General features: G+C 66.2%; 14 protein-coding genes and 5 tRNA genes. 12 read left to right on the top strand and 7 right to left on the bottom strand.

The window, feature by feature from the left end:
- Positions 1 to 256: 256 nt before the first annotated feature.
- The 5 genes from ppx to ABIA73_RS15185 form a co-directional block, all read right to left on the bottom strand.
- Positions 257 to 1,783: an exopolyphosphatase gene (gene ppx, locus ABIA73_RS15205; protein ID WP_025878116.1), complete on the bottom strand. Its 1,527-nt coding sequence runs from the start codon at positions 1,781 to 1,783 to the stop codon at positions 257 to 259.
- Positions 1,784 to 2,550: 767 nt separating this feature from the next.
- Positions 2,551 to 4,638, bottom strand: a complete 2,088-nt coding sequence (gene ppk1, locus ABIA73_RS15200; protein ID WP_025878118.1) for a polyphosphate kinase 1 — start codon at positions 4,636 to 4,638, stop codon at positions 2,551 to 2,553.
- A gap of 4 nt (positions 4,639 to 4,642) precedes the next feature.
- Positions 4,643 to 5,974 (bottom strand): phosphate regulon sensor histidine kinase PhoR, encoded by a 1,332-nt coding sequence (gene phoR / locus ABIA73_RS15195; RefSeq protein ID WP_025878120.1) that lies wholly within the window; start codon positions 5,972 to 5,974, stop codon positions 4,643 to 4,645.
- Positions 5,975 to 6,079: 105 nt separating this feature from the next.
- Positions 6,080 to 6,769 carry a phosphate regulon transcriptional regulator PhoB gene (phoB, locus tag ABIA73_RS15190; RefSeq protein ID WP_025878121.1) on the bottom strand — a complete coding sequence of 230 codons (690 nt, stop codon included), beginning with the start codon at positions 6,767 to 6,769 and terminating at the stop codon, positions 6,080 to 6,082.
- A 116-nt stretch (positions 6,770 to 6,885) separates the two neighbouring features.
- The gene (locus ABIA73_RS15185) at positions 6,886 to 8,532 is read right to left on the bottom strand and encodes a M48 family metalloprotease (RefSeq protein ID WP_025878122.1); all 1,647 of its coding nucleotides are present in this window, start codon (positions 8,530 to 8,532) and stop codon (positions 6,886 to 6,888) included.
- Between the two features lie 146 nt (positions 8,533 to 8,678).
- Between ABIA73_RS15185 and grxC the strand changes: the two genes are divergently transcribed.
- The 6 genes from grxC to ABIA73_RS15155 all read left to right on the top strand — a co-directional run bounded on the left by grxC (position 8,679) and on the right by ABIA73_RS15155 (position 13,426).
- Positions 8,679 to 8,969 (top strand): glutaredoxin 3, encoded by a 291-nt coding sequence (gene grxC / locus ABIA73_RS15180; RefSeq protein WP_025878124.1) that lies wholly within the window; start codon positions 8,679 to 8,681, stop codon positions 8,967 to 8,969.
- A complete protein-coding gene (locus ABIA73_RS15175; RefSeq protein WP_005408260.1) occupies positions 8,966 to 9,358 on the top strand; it encodes a carboxymuconolactone decarboxylase family protein in 393 nt (130 codons plus the stop codon). Before grxC ends, ABIA73_RS15175 begins: the two co-directional genes overlap by 4 nt.
- 349 nt (positions 9,359 to 9,707) lie before the next feature.
- Entirely contained in the window at positions 9,708 to 10,712 is a 1,005-nt protein-coding gene (locus ABIA73_RS15170; RefSeq protein ID WP_033830456.1) for an isocitrate dehydrogenase, read from the top strand.
- A gap of 219 nt (positions 10,713 to 10,931) precedes the next feature.
- Positions 10,932 to 11,675, top strand: coding sequence for a cysteine hydrolase family protein (locus tag ABIA73_RS15165; protein ID WP_354275976.1), 744 nt, complete (start codon positions 10,932 to 10,934; stop codon positions 11,673 to 11,675).
- 53 nt (positions 11,676 to 11,728) lie between these two features.
- Complete coding sequence (locus ABIA73_RS15160) at positions 11,729 to 12,637, top strand: LysR family transcriptional regulator (RefSeq protein WP_025878130.1); 909 nt, start codon at positions 11,729 to 11,731, stop codon at positions 12,635 to 12,637.
- A gap of 27 nt (positions 12,638 to 12,664) precedes the next feature.
- Entirely contained in the window at positions 12,665 to 13,426 is a 762-nt protein-coding gene (locus ABIA73_RS15155; RefSeq protein WP_099782987.1) for a sulfite exporter TauE/SafE family protein, read from the top strand.
- 4 nt (positions 13,427 to 13,430) lie between these two features.
- Here the strand turns inward: ABIA73_RS15155 and ABIA73_RS15150 are convergent, their stop codons facing one another.
- Together ABIA73_RS15150 and ABIA73_RS15145 are read right to left on the bottom strand one after the other, a co-directional pair.
- A complete protein-coding gene (locus tag ABIA73_RS15150) occupies positions 13,431 to 14,063 on the bottom strand; it encodes a flavin reductase family protein (protein ID WP_354275975.1) in 633 nt (210 codons plus the stop codon).
- A 97-nt stretch (positions 14,064 to 14,160) separates the two neighbouring features.
- On the bottom strand, positions 14,161 to 14,919 hold the full coding sequence (locus ABIA73_RS15145) for a Bax inhibitor-1/YccA family protein (protein ID WP_025878135.1): 759 nt from the start codon (positions 14,917 to 14,919) through the stop codon (positions 14,161 to 14,163).
- Between the two features lie 181 nt (positions 14,920 to 15,100).
- Here ABIA73_RS15145 and ABIA73_RS15140 point away from each other — a divergent pair.
- From ABIA73_RS15140 to ABIA73_RS15115, 6 genes are all read left to right on the top strand, one after another.
- Positions 15,101 to 15,177 (top strand) — tRNA-Pro (locus ABIA73_RS15140).
- 39 nt (positions 15,178 to 15,216) lie between these two features.
- Positions 15,217 to 15,293, top strand: a tRNA-Arg gene (locus tag ABIA73_RS15135).
- 173 nt (positions 15,294 to 15,466) lie between these two features.
- Positions 15,467 to 15,543: transfer RNA gene (locus ABIA73_RS15130), tRNA-His, on the top strand.
- 79 nt (positions 15,544 to 15,622) lie between these two features.
- Positions 15,623 to 15,698 (top strand) — tRNA-Lys (locus ABIA73_RS15125).
- Between the two features lie 151 nt (positions 15,699 to 15,849).
- Positions 15,850 to 15,925 (top strand) — tRNA-Lys (locus tag ABIA73_RS15120).
- A 255-nt stretch (positions 15,926 to 16,180) separates the two neighbouring features.
- Entirely contained in the window at positions 16,181 to 16,507 is a 327-nt protein-coding gene (locus ABIA73_RS15115) for a hypothetical protein (RefSeq protein ID WP_354275974.1), read from the top strand.
- The last annotated feature ends 58 nt before the right edge of the window (positions 16,508 to 16,565 follow it).

The following is a 16,565-nucleotide window of genomic DNA, read 5'->3' as shown; positions in this document are numbered from 1 at the left end:
AGGTCCAGGACCGAGCCGATGACCCGATAGTAGTCTCGTTGGTTAATGCCATGTAAAGGGCGTATGTCGGTTTGTGTCGCTACACATCGCGCGTTTTCACAAAACATGAACAAAAGCAGGGATTTACGCGAAGACGCGGCAGGCACGGCCATCGCCAGCTGCTGCGTTGCAGCAGAAATTGGCGGTCGATTGCGCGAACTGTAACGAAATGTAATCGGGCGCCGGCCGGCGATCGGACGGCGTCCCGTCGCCCTGCTCAGACCACGAACGGACGGAACTGGATGCCGAGTCCAGCGATGCCCTCGGTCTCGCCGATCAGGTCGGCGCGCAGCAGCGGGCGCGCATCGATGAAGTCCTGCGGCACGATCAGCGACAGGCGGCTGTCGTCGGCGGTCAGTTCCAGCACCGGCAGCGGCGCGTCCTCATGCGCGCGGTTGAGCAGGACCGCCAGGCGCAGCAGGGCAGCCAGGCGCCGTGCGGTCAGCAGCAGGCGTTCGGGAATGGCATCGAAGGCGGTCTTGCTGATGCCGCGGCGGTGATTGCGCACCAGCGTCGCCAGCATCTGCTGTTCCTGCCGCGAGAAGCCGGCGATATCCGAGTTTTCCAGCACGTAGCTGCCATGCACGTGGTAACCGCTGTGGGCGATCATCAGCCCCAGCTCATGCAGGCGCGCGGCCCAGCCAAGCATGCGTGCGTCATCGGCATCCAGCTTCCAGCGCTCCTGCACCTGCTCCAGCAACGACAGTGCGGTGTCCTGCACGCGGCCGGCCTGCACCGTGTCGATGCCATAGCGATGGGTGAGGGCGGCCACCGATTCATCGCGCGGGTCGTTGTCGCCGGCACGGCCGAGGATGTCATAGAGGATGCCCTCGCGCATCGCGGCCTTGCTGACCAGCAGCTTCTGCAGGCCCAGCGCCTGGAAGGCGGCCTCCAGCACCAGGATGCCGCCGGCGATGATCGGGCGGCGATCGCTGGACAGGCCAGGCAGCACGATGTCGTCGATCTTCTTGGCCTTCAACAGCTCATCGCGGAGCTGCGGCAACGCCTCGGCGGTGATCGCACCCTTGCTCAGCTTCATCGTCGCGCAGATTTCGCTGATGGCCTTGTGGGTACCAGACGACCCCAGTGCCTCCTGCCAGCCGAGCGCGCGGTACTTGCTGGCGAAGGGCTGGAACTCCCGGCCGATTTCGGCCAGTGCGTCCTTCCAGCGCTTCTTGCTGAGTTTGCCGCCCGGGAAAAAGCGACGGGTGCTGGCGATGCAGCCGGCCTGCAGGCTTTCGCGCTCCAGGGTCTGCATGCCCTTGCCGATGATGAACTCGGTCGAGCCGCCGCCGATGTCGATCACCAGGCGATGCTGGTCGGGCTTGGGCGGTTGCGCATGGGCCACGCCCAGGTAGATCAGGCGCGCTTCCTCGCGGCCACTGACCACTTCGATGGCGTGCCCGAGCGCGGTTTCGGCCGGCATCAGGAACGCCTGCGGCGAGCGCAGCTGGCGCACCGTGTTGGTGGCCAGTGCACGCACGCGATGCGGCGGGACGTTGCGGATGCGCTGGCCGAAGCGGGCCAGGCACTCCAGCGCGCGCTGTCGCGCTGCGGCGGAGAGTCCGCCCTTGCCGTCCAGGCCGTCGGCCATGCGCACGGTTTCGCGCAGGCGGTCGATCACCCGCAGCTGGCCAAGCGTGTAACGCGCGATGACCATGTGGAAACTATTGGAGCCAAGGTCGATGGCGGCCAGCAGGTCGCCATCCTGCAATGCGGGCGGAGTCGTGGTGGTATGCGGCATGGGCGAATGTTAGCCGAAGGGGCGGTGAACTCGTCACCGCGCGGCCTTCACATTTTGGAGGGGGAGTGCGGCAGGGCTGCGCCCTGCACCCGCTGAAGCGGTAGTGCCGGCCGCAGGCCGGCAACCTCAACGTAACAGCAACAGCAACAGCAACAGCTGGCTTCCTGTGGGATGGCGGGGTGGGTCCGGTTGCGGGGGACGCCGTAAACCCCGCTCCGCGGTCCGGCCCAGCCGCTGGCGGCTGTGCGTTCGGGCGCTTGCGAAGCAGTGCTTCGCAAGCAAAGCGCCCTCACCCATGGGGGCTTGACCGCGGCATCCATGCCGCGGACACCCCCGCAACCGGACCCACCCCGCCTTTGACAGTTTTTCGCGATCTGTCGGAATGGCATGGCCTGCGCATGGTGGGTGTCGACCTTGGTCAACACGGTGGATCCACGCCATGCATGGATGAATCCAAACGTGCCAACCGAGGTTGGCATCTACCGGATCAAAGGGCCTGCATATGTCGACCTTTGACAGGTTCACGCGGCTGTTGGTGGATGTCGACCTTGGTCGACACGGTAGATCCACGCCATGCGTGGATGAATCCAAACGTGCCAACCGAGGTTGGCATCTACCGGATCAAAGGGCCTGCATATGTCGACCTTTGACAGGTTCACGCGGCTGTTGGTGGGTGTCGACCTTGGTCGACACGGTAGATCCACGCCATGCGTGGATGAATCCAAACGTGCCAACCAAGGTTGGCACCTACCTGGCCACCTACCGGGTCAGAGGCCCTGCATCAACGCCATCTGCGCCGAATGCGGGGCTTCGTCGTGGGCCGGTGCGCGCTTGTGGTAGATGCCTTCGGCATCCAGCTCCCAGGCGTTGAGGTTGTCGTCCAGGTAGTTCTGCAGCACTTCGCGGTACACCCGCTTGGCCAGCGCCGGGTCGAGGATCGGGAAGCAGGTTTCCACCCGGCGCAGCAGGTTGCGTTCCAGCCAGTCGGCGCTGGCGCAGTACAGCTCCGGTGCGCCGTCGTTGCCGAACCAGTAGACCCGGCTGTGTTCCAGGAAACGGCCGACGATCGAGCGCACGCGGATGTTGTCCGACACGCCCGGTACGCCCGGGCGCAGGGTGCAGGCGCCACGGATGATCAGGTCGATCTGCACACCCGCCTGCGAGGCGGCGTACAGCGCACGGATCACCTGCGCTTCGTTGAGGGCGTTCATCTTGGCGATGATCCGCGCCGGTCGCCCGGCGGCGGCGATGCGCGTCTCGCGCTCGATCCTCGCCAGGATCCCGGTGTGCAGGGTGAAGGGCGACTGCAGCAGGCGCTTGAGCTTCATCTTCGACGCCAGCCCGGACAGCTGCTGGAACAGCAGGTGCACGTCGTTGCCGATGTCCGCATCGGCGGTGATCAGGCTCAGGTCGGTGTACGCGCGCGCGGTACCGCTGTGGTAGTTGCCGGTGCCCAGGTGCACGTAGCGGCGCAGCTTGCGGCCTTCGCGGCGCACGATCAGCAGCATCTTGGCGTGGGTCTTGTAGCCGACCACGCCGTACACCACCTGCACGCCGGCTTCCTGCAGCCGATCGGCCAGGCCCAGGTTGGCTTCTTCATCGAAGCGCGCGCGCAGCTCGACCACCACGGTCACGTCCTTGCCGGCGCGCGCCGCCTGGATCAGTGCATCGACGATCAATGAGTCCTTGCCGGTGCGGTACAGGGTCTGCTTGATCGCCAGCACGTTCGGATCGAGCGCGGCCTGGCGGATCAGGTCGAGCACCGCCGCGAACGCGTCGAAGGGGTGGTGCAGCAGCAGGTCCTGGCGGGCCACGGTCTCGAAGATGCCGTCGCTGTCGCGCAGGGTGCGCGGGGTCATCGGCGGATACTTCAGGTCCGGCTGGGCGATCAGGTCGTACAGCTGGATGATGCGGTTGAGGTTGACCGGTCCGTCGATGCGGTACACCGCGTTCTCGGTCAGGCCGAAGTTCTGCAGCAGGGTACGTACGATGTCGCGCGGCATGTCGTGGGCGATCTCCAGCCGCACTGCAGGCCGATAGCCGCGGTCCACCAGCTCATCGCGCAGGGCCAGCGCCAGGTTTTCCACTTCCTCTTCATCCACCACCAGCTCGGAGTTGCGGGTGACACGGAACTGATAGGCGCCCAGCACTTCCAGCCCCGGGAACAGCTCATCCACGAAGGTGGACAGCACCGAGGACAGGAACACGAAATTCTGCGGGCCGCCGAGTTTTTCCGGCAACTGGATGATCCGCGGCAGCGAACGCGGTGCGCGCACGATGGCCAGGTGGCCGCTGCGGCCGAACGCATCAGTGCCCTTCAGCACCACCACGATGTTCAGCGACTTGTTGAGGATCTTCGGGAACGGATGCACCGGATCCAGGCCCAGCGGCGACAGCACCGGCATGATCTCGTTGCGGAAATAAGCACGCAGCCAGCGCTTCTGGCGGTGGGTCCAGGAGTTGCGGCCCAGCACGCCGATGCCGGCCTCCATCAGCGCCGGGCGAAGCGTCTGGTTCCAGCAGCGGTACTGCTGGTCCACCAGCTCGGCGGCGCGCTCGTGGATGGCATTGAGAATGGCCTGCGGACTCATGCCGTCCGGTGCCGGCGGCAGGCCGAACTCCTGTGCATGACGGACCGCGGCGGCACGGATCTCGAAGAATTCATCCAGGTTGGTGCAGGAGATGCACATGAAGCGCAGGCGCTCCAGCAGCGGCACCTGCGGATCCATCGCCTGCGCCAGCACGCGGAAGTTGAAATCCAGCTGCGACAGTTCGCGGTTGATGTACAGCGCCGGGTCGCGCAACGGATCGCTGTCCGTGCTCACGGGGAGGGGGAGGGATCCGAGGCTGCTCATGGCGTCATTCTTCGAAGGAGGTCAGGGGGGCGGACTCACGCGGTCGCACGTGGTCGGCATCGAAATGGCAGGCGAACACCGAGCCCTTGCCGACCTCGCTGTCGATTTCCAGGCGTGCGTGGTGCAGACCGAGGATGTGCTTGACGATCGACAGGCCCAGGCCGGTGCCGCCGCTTTCGCGCGAGCGGCTGCTGGAGACGCGGTAGAAGCGTTCGGTCAGGCGCGGCAGGTGGGTGGCCGGAATGCCGTAGCCGGTATCGCGTACCGCCAGCACCACGCCGTCGCCCTCACGGCGGAACTCCACCGCGATGCGGCCACCGGCCGGGGTGTAGCGGACCGCGTTGGTGACCAGGTTGGAGAACGCGCTGTGCAGTTCCTTGGTCGAGCCCTGCAGGTCCACGCCGGCCAGGTCGTCGATGCTGATCTGGTGCCGGCCCTGGCTGTGCGCTTCGGCTTCGCGGCGCAGGGTGGCCAGCATGGGCTGCATCGCCACCGTCTCGGCCTCGCTGTGTTCCTGCGATTCCAGCCGCGACAGGGTCAGCAGGTCCTCCACCAGCTGGGCCATGCGCTGGCTCTGCTTGCGCATTTCCTCCAGCATCGGTCCGGTTCCCGGGAAGTCCTCCGGGTCCATCATGTCCAGGTAGCCGTGGACCACGGTGAGCGGGGTGCGCAGCTCATGTGAAACGTTGGCCACGAAGTCGCGGCGTACCTGTTCCAGGCGCAGCAGCTTGCTGACGTCACGGGCGATCAACAGCCAGTAGTCGGACGAATAGGGAATCAGGCGCAGGTTCAGGCGGATCGCAGGATCGACCGGCGAGGGCACGTCCAGGATCGGTTCTGCATTGCGGCCACCGGCCAGCCAGTGGGCCAGCGGCATCGGCTGCAGGCGTTCGACCAAGGCCTCACCCAGATCGCCCGGATGATGCAGGCCGAGCAGGGCCGTGGCCGCTTCGTTGAACCACTGCACGCGCTGGCTGTTGCGGTCCAGCACCACCACGGCGTCGGGCAGCGCGGCCGCTGCAGCGCGATAGCTGCGCAGCATGTCCAGCAGTCGCCGCTTGCGTACGCGCATCTCGACCTGGTTGCGGTACAGCAGGCGGTCCAGCTCGTTCCAGACGCCGGTGCCTTCGGCGGCGGTGTCCCAGCGCTGGCGCGCGGTCAGCCGGCGCAGCACGCGGCGCAGCCGCCAGTAGTGCCAGACCAGCGTCGCCAGTGCCGCCAGCGCGATGCACAGCCACAGGTGGCCAGTGAACCAACCGACCAGACCGGCCAACAGCAACACGGTGGCCACGGTGGCCAGTGTCTTCAACCAGGCAGAGCGGATGTGGCGGGGCATTGCGGTCTCGTCGTGGGTTGCGGCGGTTCACGCAGGTGAACCGGAAGTTATAGCAGAGTTGCCGACGCCGGCACCGTGGGGTGCACGGCGCCGGCACGACGAGGCTCAGGTTGCGGTGGAGAAGCGGTAACCGGCGCCGCGCACGGTCTGCACCATGTTCTCGGCGTTGAACGGTTCCAGCGTCTTGCGCAGGCGGCGGATATGCACGTCGATGGTGCGTTCTTCCACATACACGCTGCCGCCCCACACGTGGTCCAGCAACTGCGCGCGGGTATACACGCGCTCGGGGTGGGTCATGAAGAAGTGCAGCAGGCGGTACTCGGTCGGGCCGATCGGCACCGGCTGGTCGTTGGCGAACACGCGATGGGCGGCACCGTCGATGCGGATCGCACCCACCGCCACGCTGCCGTCCTCGTCATCGTCGCGGGCGCGGCGCATGACCGCGCGGATACGCGCCAGCAGTTCGCGCGCCGAGAACGGCTTGACCACGTAGTCGTCGACACCGGCTTCGAGGCCACCGACGCGGTCGTTCTCTTCGCCGCGCGCGGTCAGCATGATGATCGGCACTTCGCGGGTGAGGGTTTCCTTGCGCCAGCGCCGGGCCAGGTCCAGGCCGCTGGTGCCGGGCAGCATCCAGTCGAGCAGGATCAGGTCGGGGACGCGGTCGGCGATGGCGGTCTGGGCCTCGCGGGCGTCACCGGCGTGGACAGGTTCGTAATCGCCCTTGCGAAGGGCGAAAGCGACCATTTCGCGGATCGCGGGCTCGTCATCGACGATCAGGATGCGTTTCTGCACGAGGGCACCGTAGGGCTCAGTTACTGGAGTGGTGCCAGTAGACTACGGTTTGATGACATGTTTGTGACTGCCTGGCCGGCATCTGGCTTTGCTGCCATCTGCCGGTCATGCCGCACTCAGCGGCGGTCCAGATCCGGGTCCTGCACGCCCTGCCGGCGCAGCTCGAGCACGGTGGGCGTGATCGACTCGATCCGCGCATCCACCCGGGCCCGACCGACATAGTCCAGCGCGGGGTTGCGCTTGAGTGCCTGCAGCTGCATCAGGGCCTGTTCCGGGCGCCCGCCCAGGAACGCCGCCTCGGCATAGGCCTCGCTGGCGCGGACACTGTCGCCGGCCAGTTCACTGGCGCGGGCGTAGCGCTGCTGGAAGACCGGATCGTTACCGCTTTGCGACAGCAGGGGGCGCAGCATCGCCTGCGCGCGCTGGCCCGCGGCCTGGCCTCCCTGCTCGTTCAGGATCTCGGCGTAGGTCAGGGCCACCGGCCGGCTGTTGGGGTGTTCGTGCAGCAGCTGCTCGAAGCGCGCATTGGCCTGGGTGGATTGGCCGGTGCGCGACTCCGCTTCGGCCAGGGCCAGGGCGACCCACAGGCTGTCCGGGTGGGTCTTCAGCAGGTCGGTGAGGGTCTGTCGGGCCTGGCTGGCACCGCTGCGGCCACCGCGCATCGTGGCCAGCGCCTGGCCATAGCGCTGGGCGTCATCCAGACCGTCCTTCTGCCTGCGCGCAAGATCGGTGTACTCGCGTTGCAGGTCGGCCGGGCTGTCGGCGCTGAGCACGCGCAGGCGCTCACGGGCCCAGTTGAAATCGCCACTGGCGCCGCGGCTGAGCTGGCCGATCGGAACCCGCAGCACGCTGCCGGGCAGCAGCGGGTTGATGCCGCGCAGCAGCGGATCGCCCAGGGTCGGGTCGGCGGGATCCACTCGCTCCTTGCGCTCGCCGCTGGGCGTGCGCGTGGTCAGCAGCACCGTGTCCTTCTTCATCTGTTCGGCGCGGGCCTTGGCCTCGCTGATGCGGGTGGTGTTGACCGGGTGGGTGCGCAGGAAGTCGGGAACGCTGTAGCCGCCATCGTTGCCGCGCATCGCCGAGGACATGCGTTCGAAGAAGCCGGCCATCGCATCCACGTCGTAGCCGCTGCGCGACAGCGTGCGGATGCCCAGCCGGTCGGCCTCCGATTCGTTGGAGCGGGTGTAGTCGATCTGCCGTTGCTGCATCAGGCCCATGCCCGAGCTGATCGCGGCCATGGTCGCGTTGCCCGAGGACGAACTGTTGCTGGCCTGGGCGGCAACCACCGCCGCCAGCATCCCCAGCAGGATCGGGATCTGGTCGCGCTGGGCGCGCTCGACCCCGCGCAGCACGTGCTGCTGGGTGACGTGAGCGATTTCGTGCGACAGCACCGCCGCCACCTCGTCCTCGCGCTCGGCCGTCAGCACCAGGCCGGCATTGACGCCGATATAGCCGCCGAGGGTGGCGAAGGCATTGATCTGGCGGTCTTTCATCACGAAGAACGTGTAGGGCTGGCGTGGCTGGTCACTGTTGGATCCGAGGCGGGTGCCCATGGTCTGCAGCCAGTCGTTGACCAGGGGATCGTCCAGCAGGTAGCCATAGTTGCGCAGTTCGCGCAGCATCATCGCGCCGTACTCGGCCTGCCGGGCCGGGGTCAGCAGTTCGCCCGCCGAGGAGCCGATGTCCGGCAGCTTCTCCTGGGCCTGCGCCAGCGGGGCGGCCAGGGCCAGGGTCAGGGCAGCGGTGAGCAGCAGGGGTCGCAAGCGGTCGGTCCTCGGGCAGGGTCGGCCCAGCGTGGCAGGGCAGGGGGCAACCATTCGTTAATCAATCCACAGTGTTGCGGGCGTGGCGTGGAAATTCCAGCGCACCGGTACCATATATGGACCGTCGATCCATCGTGGAGTTTCCCGTGACAGCCCAGTCCGCCGGCGCTACCCCCGCCATCACCATCTATTCCACCGCCGTCTGCCCGTACTGCGTGGCCGCCAAGAACTTCCTCAAGAGCAAGGGCCAGCAATGGACCGAGGTCCGCATCGACCTGGACCCGGTCGAGCGCGAGAAGATGATGGCCAAGACCCGACGCACCAGCGTCCCGCAGATCTTCGTGGGCGACGTCCACGTGGGCGGCTACGACGACATGATGGCCCTGCATCGTGAAGGCAAGCTCGAGCCGCTGCTGGCCGGGCAGGGCCAGGCATGAGCGCGGCCGACGACGGCAGCAAGGACCGGATCGCCGAGTTCACCGACTTCCGCAAGCGCATGAATGAACGCATCCTGGGCGAGCCGAACCAGGTGGTGCGCCGCTTCTTCGCGCTGGATACGCAGACCTACCAGGCCGGCGCGCTGGACGTGAAGACCAAGGAGCTGCTGGGCCTGGTGGCCTCGATGGTGCTGCGCTGCGACGACTGCATCAGCTACCACGTGGCCCAGTGCAAGGACGCCGGCGTCACCCGTGAGGAGTTCTTCGAGACCTTCTCGGTAGGCCTGGTGGTCGGCGGCTCTATCGTGATCCCGCACCTGCGCCGCGCGGTGGACTTCCTCGACCAGCTCGAAGGTGGCGCCGCCGCCCCGGCAGCGCACGAGCACTGAGCCTGGCCGCTACCGCGAACCGGGCCCTCTGGTAGTGCCGGCCGCTGGCCGGCATCTGGTGGACCCAAATCGGCAGAGGTTGCCGGCCAGCGGCCGGCACTACCACGCATGCGCCGGGCCTCCCCTCGATCCCGCAGCCCAGGAGCCCCCTTGTTGTTAAAGGGGCGCGCCGAAGGCGCGGGGATAAGGAGGAATGCGCGGGCAATTCTGCCTGAGCCGGGGACTGGGACCATGGTCTATTTGGGACCTCGGCCCCGGCTCAGGCATAATTGCGGGTGAAACTTCCTTTGCGCCGGCGTTTCCGGGCACGTCCGGACGGCGTTTTTCCCCCTGTTCGGAACATCGATCAATGACGCAGAAAATTACGGTCATCCGCGGCGACGGCATTGGCCCGGAAATCATGGACGCCACCCTGTTCGTGCTCGACCAGCTCAACACTGGCCTGGAGTACGAAGACGCCGACGCCGGCCTGGTGGCCCTGGAGAAGCACGGCGATCTGATGCCGGCGGTGACCCTGGAATCGATCGCGCGCAACAAGGTCGCGCTGAAGAGCCCGCTGACCACCCCGGTCGGTGGCGGTTTCACCTCGATCAACGTCAGCCTGCGCCGGCACTTCGACCTGTACGCCAACGTGCGTCCGGCCCACACCTTCCCGAACACCAAGTCGCGTTTCGACAACGTCGACCTGATCACCGTTCGTGAGAACACCGAAGGTGCGTACCTGGCCGAAGGCCAGGAAGTGTCTGCCGACGGCGAGACCGCTTTCTCCGGCACCCGCATCACCCGCAAGGGCTCCGAGCGCATCGTGCGTTACGCCTTCGAGCTGGCCCGCAGTGTCGGCCGCAAGAAGGTCACCGCCGTGCACAAGGCCAACATCATCAAGTCGACCTCGGGCCTGTTCCTGGCCGTGGCGCGCGAAGTCGCCGCGCAGTACCCGGACATCGAGTTCCAGGAAATGATCGTCGACAACTGCTGCATGCAGCTGGTGATGCGTCCGGAACAGTTCGATGTGATCGTCACCACCAACCTGTTCGGTGACATCATTTCCGACCTGTGCGCCGGTCTGGTCGGTGGCCTGGGCCTGGCCCCGGGCGCCAACATCGGCAAGGACGCGGCGATCTTCGAAGCCGTGCACGGCACCGCGCCGGACATCGCCGGCCAGGGCAAGGCCAATCCGTGCGCCCTGCTGCTGGCGGCGGCACAGATGCTCGACCACGTCGGCCAGCCGGAAAACGCCGAGCGCCTGCGCAAGGCCATCGTCGCCACGATGGAAGCCAAGGATTCGCTGACCGGCGACCTCGGCGGCACCGGCAACACGATGGGCTTCGCCAAGGCGATCGCCAGCCGCCTGTAAGCGGCGGCTCGACTCCGATTGGATCCACAGCGGGGCGCCTTCGGGCGCCCCGCTGCGTTTCACCGGCCAGTAGATCCACGCCATGCGTGGATGGCGGCACCATCTGCAAGGAAAATGATCTGTGCGAAAACCGCACAGATTGTGTGCTCAACGGCGGCTGGTTCGTGCATTCAATGCTCCTCATCCTGTGCCCACTTTCCACCGCACAGGAGCTTGACCATGAACCTCACTGCTTTCGGCCTGGCCGGCCTGATCGGCATGGCTGCCACCGCCCCGGTTGTCGCCGCCGAGCCGGTCCACCCCACCATCCGCCATATGGCCGGCGCTGCGGCTGCCACCTCGCTCGACGCAGCGAAGACGGCCGTGCTGGTGATCGACTTCCAGAACGAGTACTTCGACGCCAGCGCCGCGCCCGGTTTCGCCGGTGGTCGCATGGTCATTCCCGATGGTGTAGCGGCCCTGCGGCAGACGCGTCGCGTGGTCGACTTCGCTGATGCCAACGGCATCCGCGTGATCCATGTGCAGCACGTACTGCCGGCAGGCGCGCCGCTGTTTGCAGAAGGCAGTGTCAACGCGGCATTCCACCGTGACATGCAACCGCGCAAGGGCGAGACCGTGGTGCAGAAGGACAACGTCAGCGTGTTCGCCGGTGCCTCGGCAGCGGCACTGGACAAGGTGCTGAAGGATGCCGGTATCGACACCCTCATCGTCACCGGGCTGCAGACCCATGCCTGCGTTGCCGGTGCTGCACGCGATGCTGCGGCGGCGCCGCGCGGCTACCGGGTGATCGTGGCTTCCGATGCCTCTGCCAGCCGTGATCTGGATCTGGCCAATGGCGGGACCATCGGCCATCGCGCATTGCATGAGGCGTCGCTGGCACAGATCGAGGATGCCTTTGGCGATGTGATGACCACCTCGGCGATTCTGGCCATGCCGGTGCGCAAGGCAGGCAACGGCACTTGATAAGCTGGCGGGGTCCGCAGCCTGCGGGCCCCGCCGACTGGAGCGCGCTGCCGATGGACCATTTCGCCGCCCTGCGAGCCCTGCGCGCGATCGTCGACGCCGGCAGTTTCACTGCCGCCGCCGAGCGGCTGGGTACCACCCATTCGGCGATGTCGCGGCAGCTGCGTCAACTTGAAGAGCACCTGCAGGTGCGGCTGCTGGATCGCAACAGCCGGCGGCTGTCGTTGACCGAGGCCGGACGCGACTACTACCGCGAGGCGGTTGCGCTGCTTGACCGGCTGGAGGCCGCCGATGACCGTGCGCGGGCCGGCCAGGCCCAGCCCAGCGGGCGCGTGCGGGTCAGCGTGCCGCAGGTGGTCGCCAGCCAGGAGCTGCCGCATTGGCTGCCTGGCTTCCTGGCGCGCTATCCGCAGGTTGCGCTGGAACTGTCGGCCGACGATCAGCTCGTCGATGTTGTCGGCGGGGGCTTCGACCTCGCCCTGCGCATCGCGCCGTCCTTGCCTGACAGCCAACTGGTCGCCCGTGAACTGGCGCGATGCCCGCGCATCCTGGTTGCGGCACCGGCGTACCTCGCTCGGCAGGGACTGCCTCGACAGGTGGCCGACCTGCAGAACCACACCTTGTTGGGGTTCAACCCTGTTGCGGCGATGACGCCGTGGCAGCTGCACGGACCGCGCGGTGTCATCGCCAGCGTGGAAGCAGGCCAACGACTGCGCGTGGACGCCACGCCGGCACTGTATGCGGCCGTGCTGGCCGGCATGGGCATCAGTCTGTTCACCGCGCTTACGGTGCAGGAAGATCTTCGCGCCGGCCGCTTGATCCGCGTGCTGCCCAGCTGGCACGGTGGCACGCGCTGCTATTTCGCGCTGTATCCCCATGCGCGTGCGCTGGCGCCGAAGGTGCGCGCGCTGGTCGATCATCTCGCCACGCATTACGCTGCAGCGTCGGGTGCGGCAGGGTAAGTCGCACGGCAGTGGTGAGGAGTGGGGATGGAGCCGGTGTATCTGCTGGTCGCGCTGGGCGCGATCGTCGCGGGGTTCGTGCAGGGCCTGTCGGGATTCGCGTTCGGCATGGTCGCGATGTCGTTCTGGGCGTGGGGGCTGGATCCCCGGCTTGCGGCGACGCTGTCGGTGTTCGGCGCGCTGGTCGGCCAGTTGCTGGCGGTATTCACCGTGCGCCGTGGCTTCAACCTGCGCCTGCTGCTGCCGTTCGTGCTCGGTGGGTTGGCGGGCATTCCGCTTGGCGTGCTGGTGCTGCCGCAGCTGGACATGGCCTGGTTCAAGGCGCTGCTGGGAGGTTTCCTGGCGTTGTGGTGCCCGGTGATGCTGATGGCGCGTTCGTTGCCACCGGTCACCGTTGGCGGCCGGTTCGGCGACGCGCTGGCCGGCATGGCCGGTGGTGTGCTCAGTGGCATCGGTGGCTTCGCCGGGCCGGTGCCGACCCTGTGGAGCACGCTGCGCGGCTTCGGCAAGGACGAGCAGCGCGCGGTCATCCAGAACTTCAATCTGGCGATGCTGGCGGTGACCATGGCCACCTATGTCGGTACCGGCATGGTCACCCGGCAGATGCTGCCGTACTTCGCCATTGTCGCGCCGGCGATGCTGGTACCCACGCTGCTGGGGGCGAAGCTGTATATCGGTATCAGTGAGGCGCGTTTTCGGCAGATCGTCCTCGGCCTGCTGACCGCTTCCGGCGTGGCCATGCTGGCCTCGTCGCTGCCGATCCTGCTGTCCCGTGGGGCGGCGGGATGAGGGGTCAGGTGGGCCGCAGCATGCGGAAGCGTTGATCGGCGGTGATCCGGAAGTAGTCGGCCGGTCCGCCACCGCGCAGGATGGTGTCGCTCGCTGCGGTGTCGTAGACGCCGTCGACGAGCAACCGCGTATCGATATGCACGGCGACCACTTCTCCCAGTACCAGCCAGCCATTGGTGTCATTGCCGACCGCATCACGCAGACGCACGATCTGCGTGCAGCGGCACTCCATGCTCACCGGGCTCTGCGCAACGCGCGGCGGTGCCACCTGCTCCGAGGCCAGTGGTGTCAGCCCTGCCAGGACGAACTCGTCCACGTCGGGCGCGACTGCGCGGCAGCTTTCGTTCATTGCCTGGGCCAGATCGAATGTGGCGAGGTTCCAGACGAACTCGCCGGTGGCTTCGATGTTGCGCAGCGAGTCCTTGCGGCCCTGGCTGCTGAAACCAATGATCGGCGGCGTGTAGTTGAACGCGTTGAAGAAGCTGTAGGGCGCCAGGTTCACATTGCTGTCGGCATCACGACTGCAGATCCAGCCGATGGGGCGGGGGCCGATGATGGCGTTGAACGGATCGTGTGGCAGGCGATGGCCATCGGCCGGGCGATAGCTGTGGAAGCGGCGAGGGAGGGTGTCTGCCATGGGGCGTGTTTCCGCGGGAGTCGAGCGTGCTCGACGCTACAAAAAAAGGCCGCGATCCCGACGGACCGCGGCCTTGTCGTTTACGGCATGGACTGGATCAGCGCTGCTGGATCTTCGACAGCAGGCGCAGGAACTCCACATACAGCCAGACCAGGGTCACCATCAGGCCGAATGCGCCATACCATTCCATGTACTTCGGCGCGCGCTGGGCCACGCCGGTTTCGATGAAGTCGAAATCCAGCACCAGGTTCAGCGCGGCCACGACCACCACGAACAGGCTGAAGGCGATGCCCAGCCAGCTGGCGTCATGGATCACCGGCACGTTGATGTTGAAGAAGCCCAGCACGAACGAGGCCAGGTACAGCAGGGCAATGCCGCCGGTGGCGGCGACCACGCCGAGCTTGAAGTTCTCGGTGGCCTTGATCAGGCCGCTACGGTAGGCGAACAGCAGTGCGAACAGGGTGCCGAAGGTCAGCAGCACGGCCTGGAACACGATGCCCGGGAACTTCATGTTGAACACGGCCGAGATGGCACCCAGGAACAGGCCTTCCACCAGCGCATAGAGTGGTGCGGTGACCGGCGACCATTCCTTCTTGAACACGGTGATCAGGGCCAGCACCAGGCCACCGATCGCCCCGCCCATGGCGTACAGCTTGGCGCCGGCCATCACCTGGCCGTAGTCGTCCACGGTCTGGTTCCAGGCGAAGGCCGCGGTCAGCACGGTCAGCAGCAGCAGGAAGCCGGTCTTGTTGACGGTGCCATTGAGGGTCATGGCCTGGTCGGGGCTGGTCACCACCGAGCCACTGGCCAGATCGAGGAAGGTCGACTCGGAAAGAGCCGGGTTGCCGCTGCGCATGCGAGGTCTCCGTGCGAAATGGGGGCGATTGGGCCATCCGGCCGCTGGCTGCGAGCATAGCCGATGACTGCGCAAGCCGTGGTCATGGCGGGGCAGGGCTGGGATTGCGCGTTGACAGTTCGCAGGGCGCTTGGCCACAATGGCCAGCTCCCCGGGTCCATGCCCGAGGGGATTGCAACACCGGGGTATAGCGCAGTCTGGTAGCGCGCCTGCTTTGGGAGCAGGATGTCGGGGGTTCGAATCCCTCTACCCCGACCAATCCCACGTCACGTCGGATTGGACGCCGTTCCGGTTCGGGCGCCCGTAGCTCAACTGGATAGAGCACCGGCCTTCTAAGCCGGCGGTTACAGGTTCGATTCCTGTCGGGCGCGCCATTGGCGCGACACCGGAACGTAGCTGGCGGATGTGAAGAAGTGCTTGCAAAAGCATGCAGACTCCACCAGAATATCGGACTCGCTTCGGCGGACCTGAACTTCGGTGACAGTCCTCGGGCAACGTATCAAGCGTCAGCGTCGGCAGCATTGGCGGTGAAGCGAAAGTTTCAGTGGTGGCTGTAGCTCAGTTGGTTAGAGTACCGGATTGTGATTCCGGTGGTCGGGGGTTCGAATCCCCTCAGCCACCCCACTGATTCAACCGCATCGGTATCGCCGAAACGGTATTGCAATAAACAGGTCGCCGGCTATAATGTGCGCCTGAGTTTCAAGGGCTGTTAGCTCAGTTGGTAGAGCAGTTGACTCTTAATCAATAGGTCCAAGGTTCGAATCCTTGACAGCCCACCAAGACAGAAGCCATCGGGTCCGCCCGGTGGCTTTTTTCTTCAAGATGTAACCCTTCGCGATGGATCGCCGGTTGCAGTGCTTGTTTCAACGACGTTGAAGAAAGTGCTTGCAACGCCCTCGCGGATCGGGTCATAATTCGCCCCCCGATTTCGGGCTGTTAGCTCAGTTGGTAGAGCAGTTGACTCTTAATCAATAGGTCCAAGGTTCGAATCCTTGACAGCCCACCAGACGAAAGCCACTTGGTCCGCCAAGTGGCTTTTTTCTTGCCTGCGGCAGCGTCGGTAGATCCCCGTCATGGGTGGATATCGCAGGCATTGAGGGGTTCATCCACGCATGGCGTGGATCTACTGAAGCGTGGCTGAAATCAGCGTCACATGCGTCATCAGCATGTTCAATGCTGTGAGCTGCTTCTCACCGGTTGCTGCCGGCATCGCTCCCAATAGTTGTTCCGCGCCGAAGGCGCATGCATGAGGAGTGCTTCGATGACGTTCAACAAGAGCATGGGCGTGATGCTGGCCGCCGTGGTGGTGGTCGCCCTGTCGGGCTGCAGGGCGGACGAGGCGGCCACCGCCGCTGCACCGGACTACGCGCGGACGGTCGAGCGATCTGCGGATGTCGACCACGTCGCTGCACAGCCGGTGGAGGGCCGCGACACCAGGCATCCGGCCGGGGCGACAGGGGAGGCGCTGCCTGCTGGCGCGGTTGAAATGACCCACTCCGCCGATGGCGCCACGCTGGAAACGCCCAGTGGTGATGCGGCCGGCGTCCCTGCGGGCGAAACACCCGAGCCCGCGCCGGCCGCCCGCTGACCCGGATCGGCCTGGGGCGGGATGCGCCCAGGCCGGCTCCAAAGGGTAATTTCCCTGT

Origin of the sequence: Stenotrophomonas sp. 2694, assembly GCF_040548715.1 — a bacterium.
Classification (GTDB): domain Bacteria; phylum Pseudomonadota; class Gammaproteobacteria; order Xanthomonadales; family Xanthomonadaceae; genus Stenotrophomonas; species Stenotrophomonas indicatrix.
This window is presented reverse-complemented; position numbering and strand designations above follow the sequence as displayed.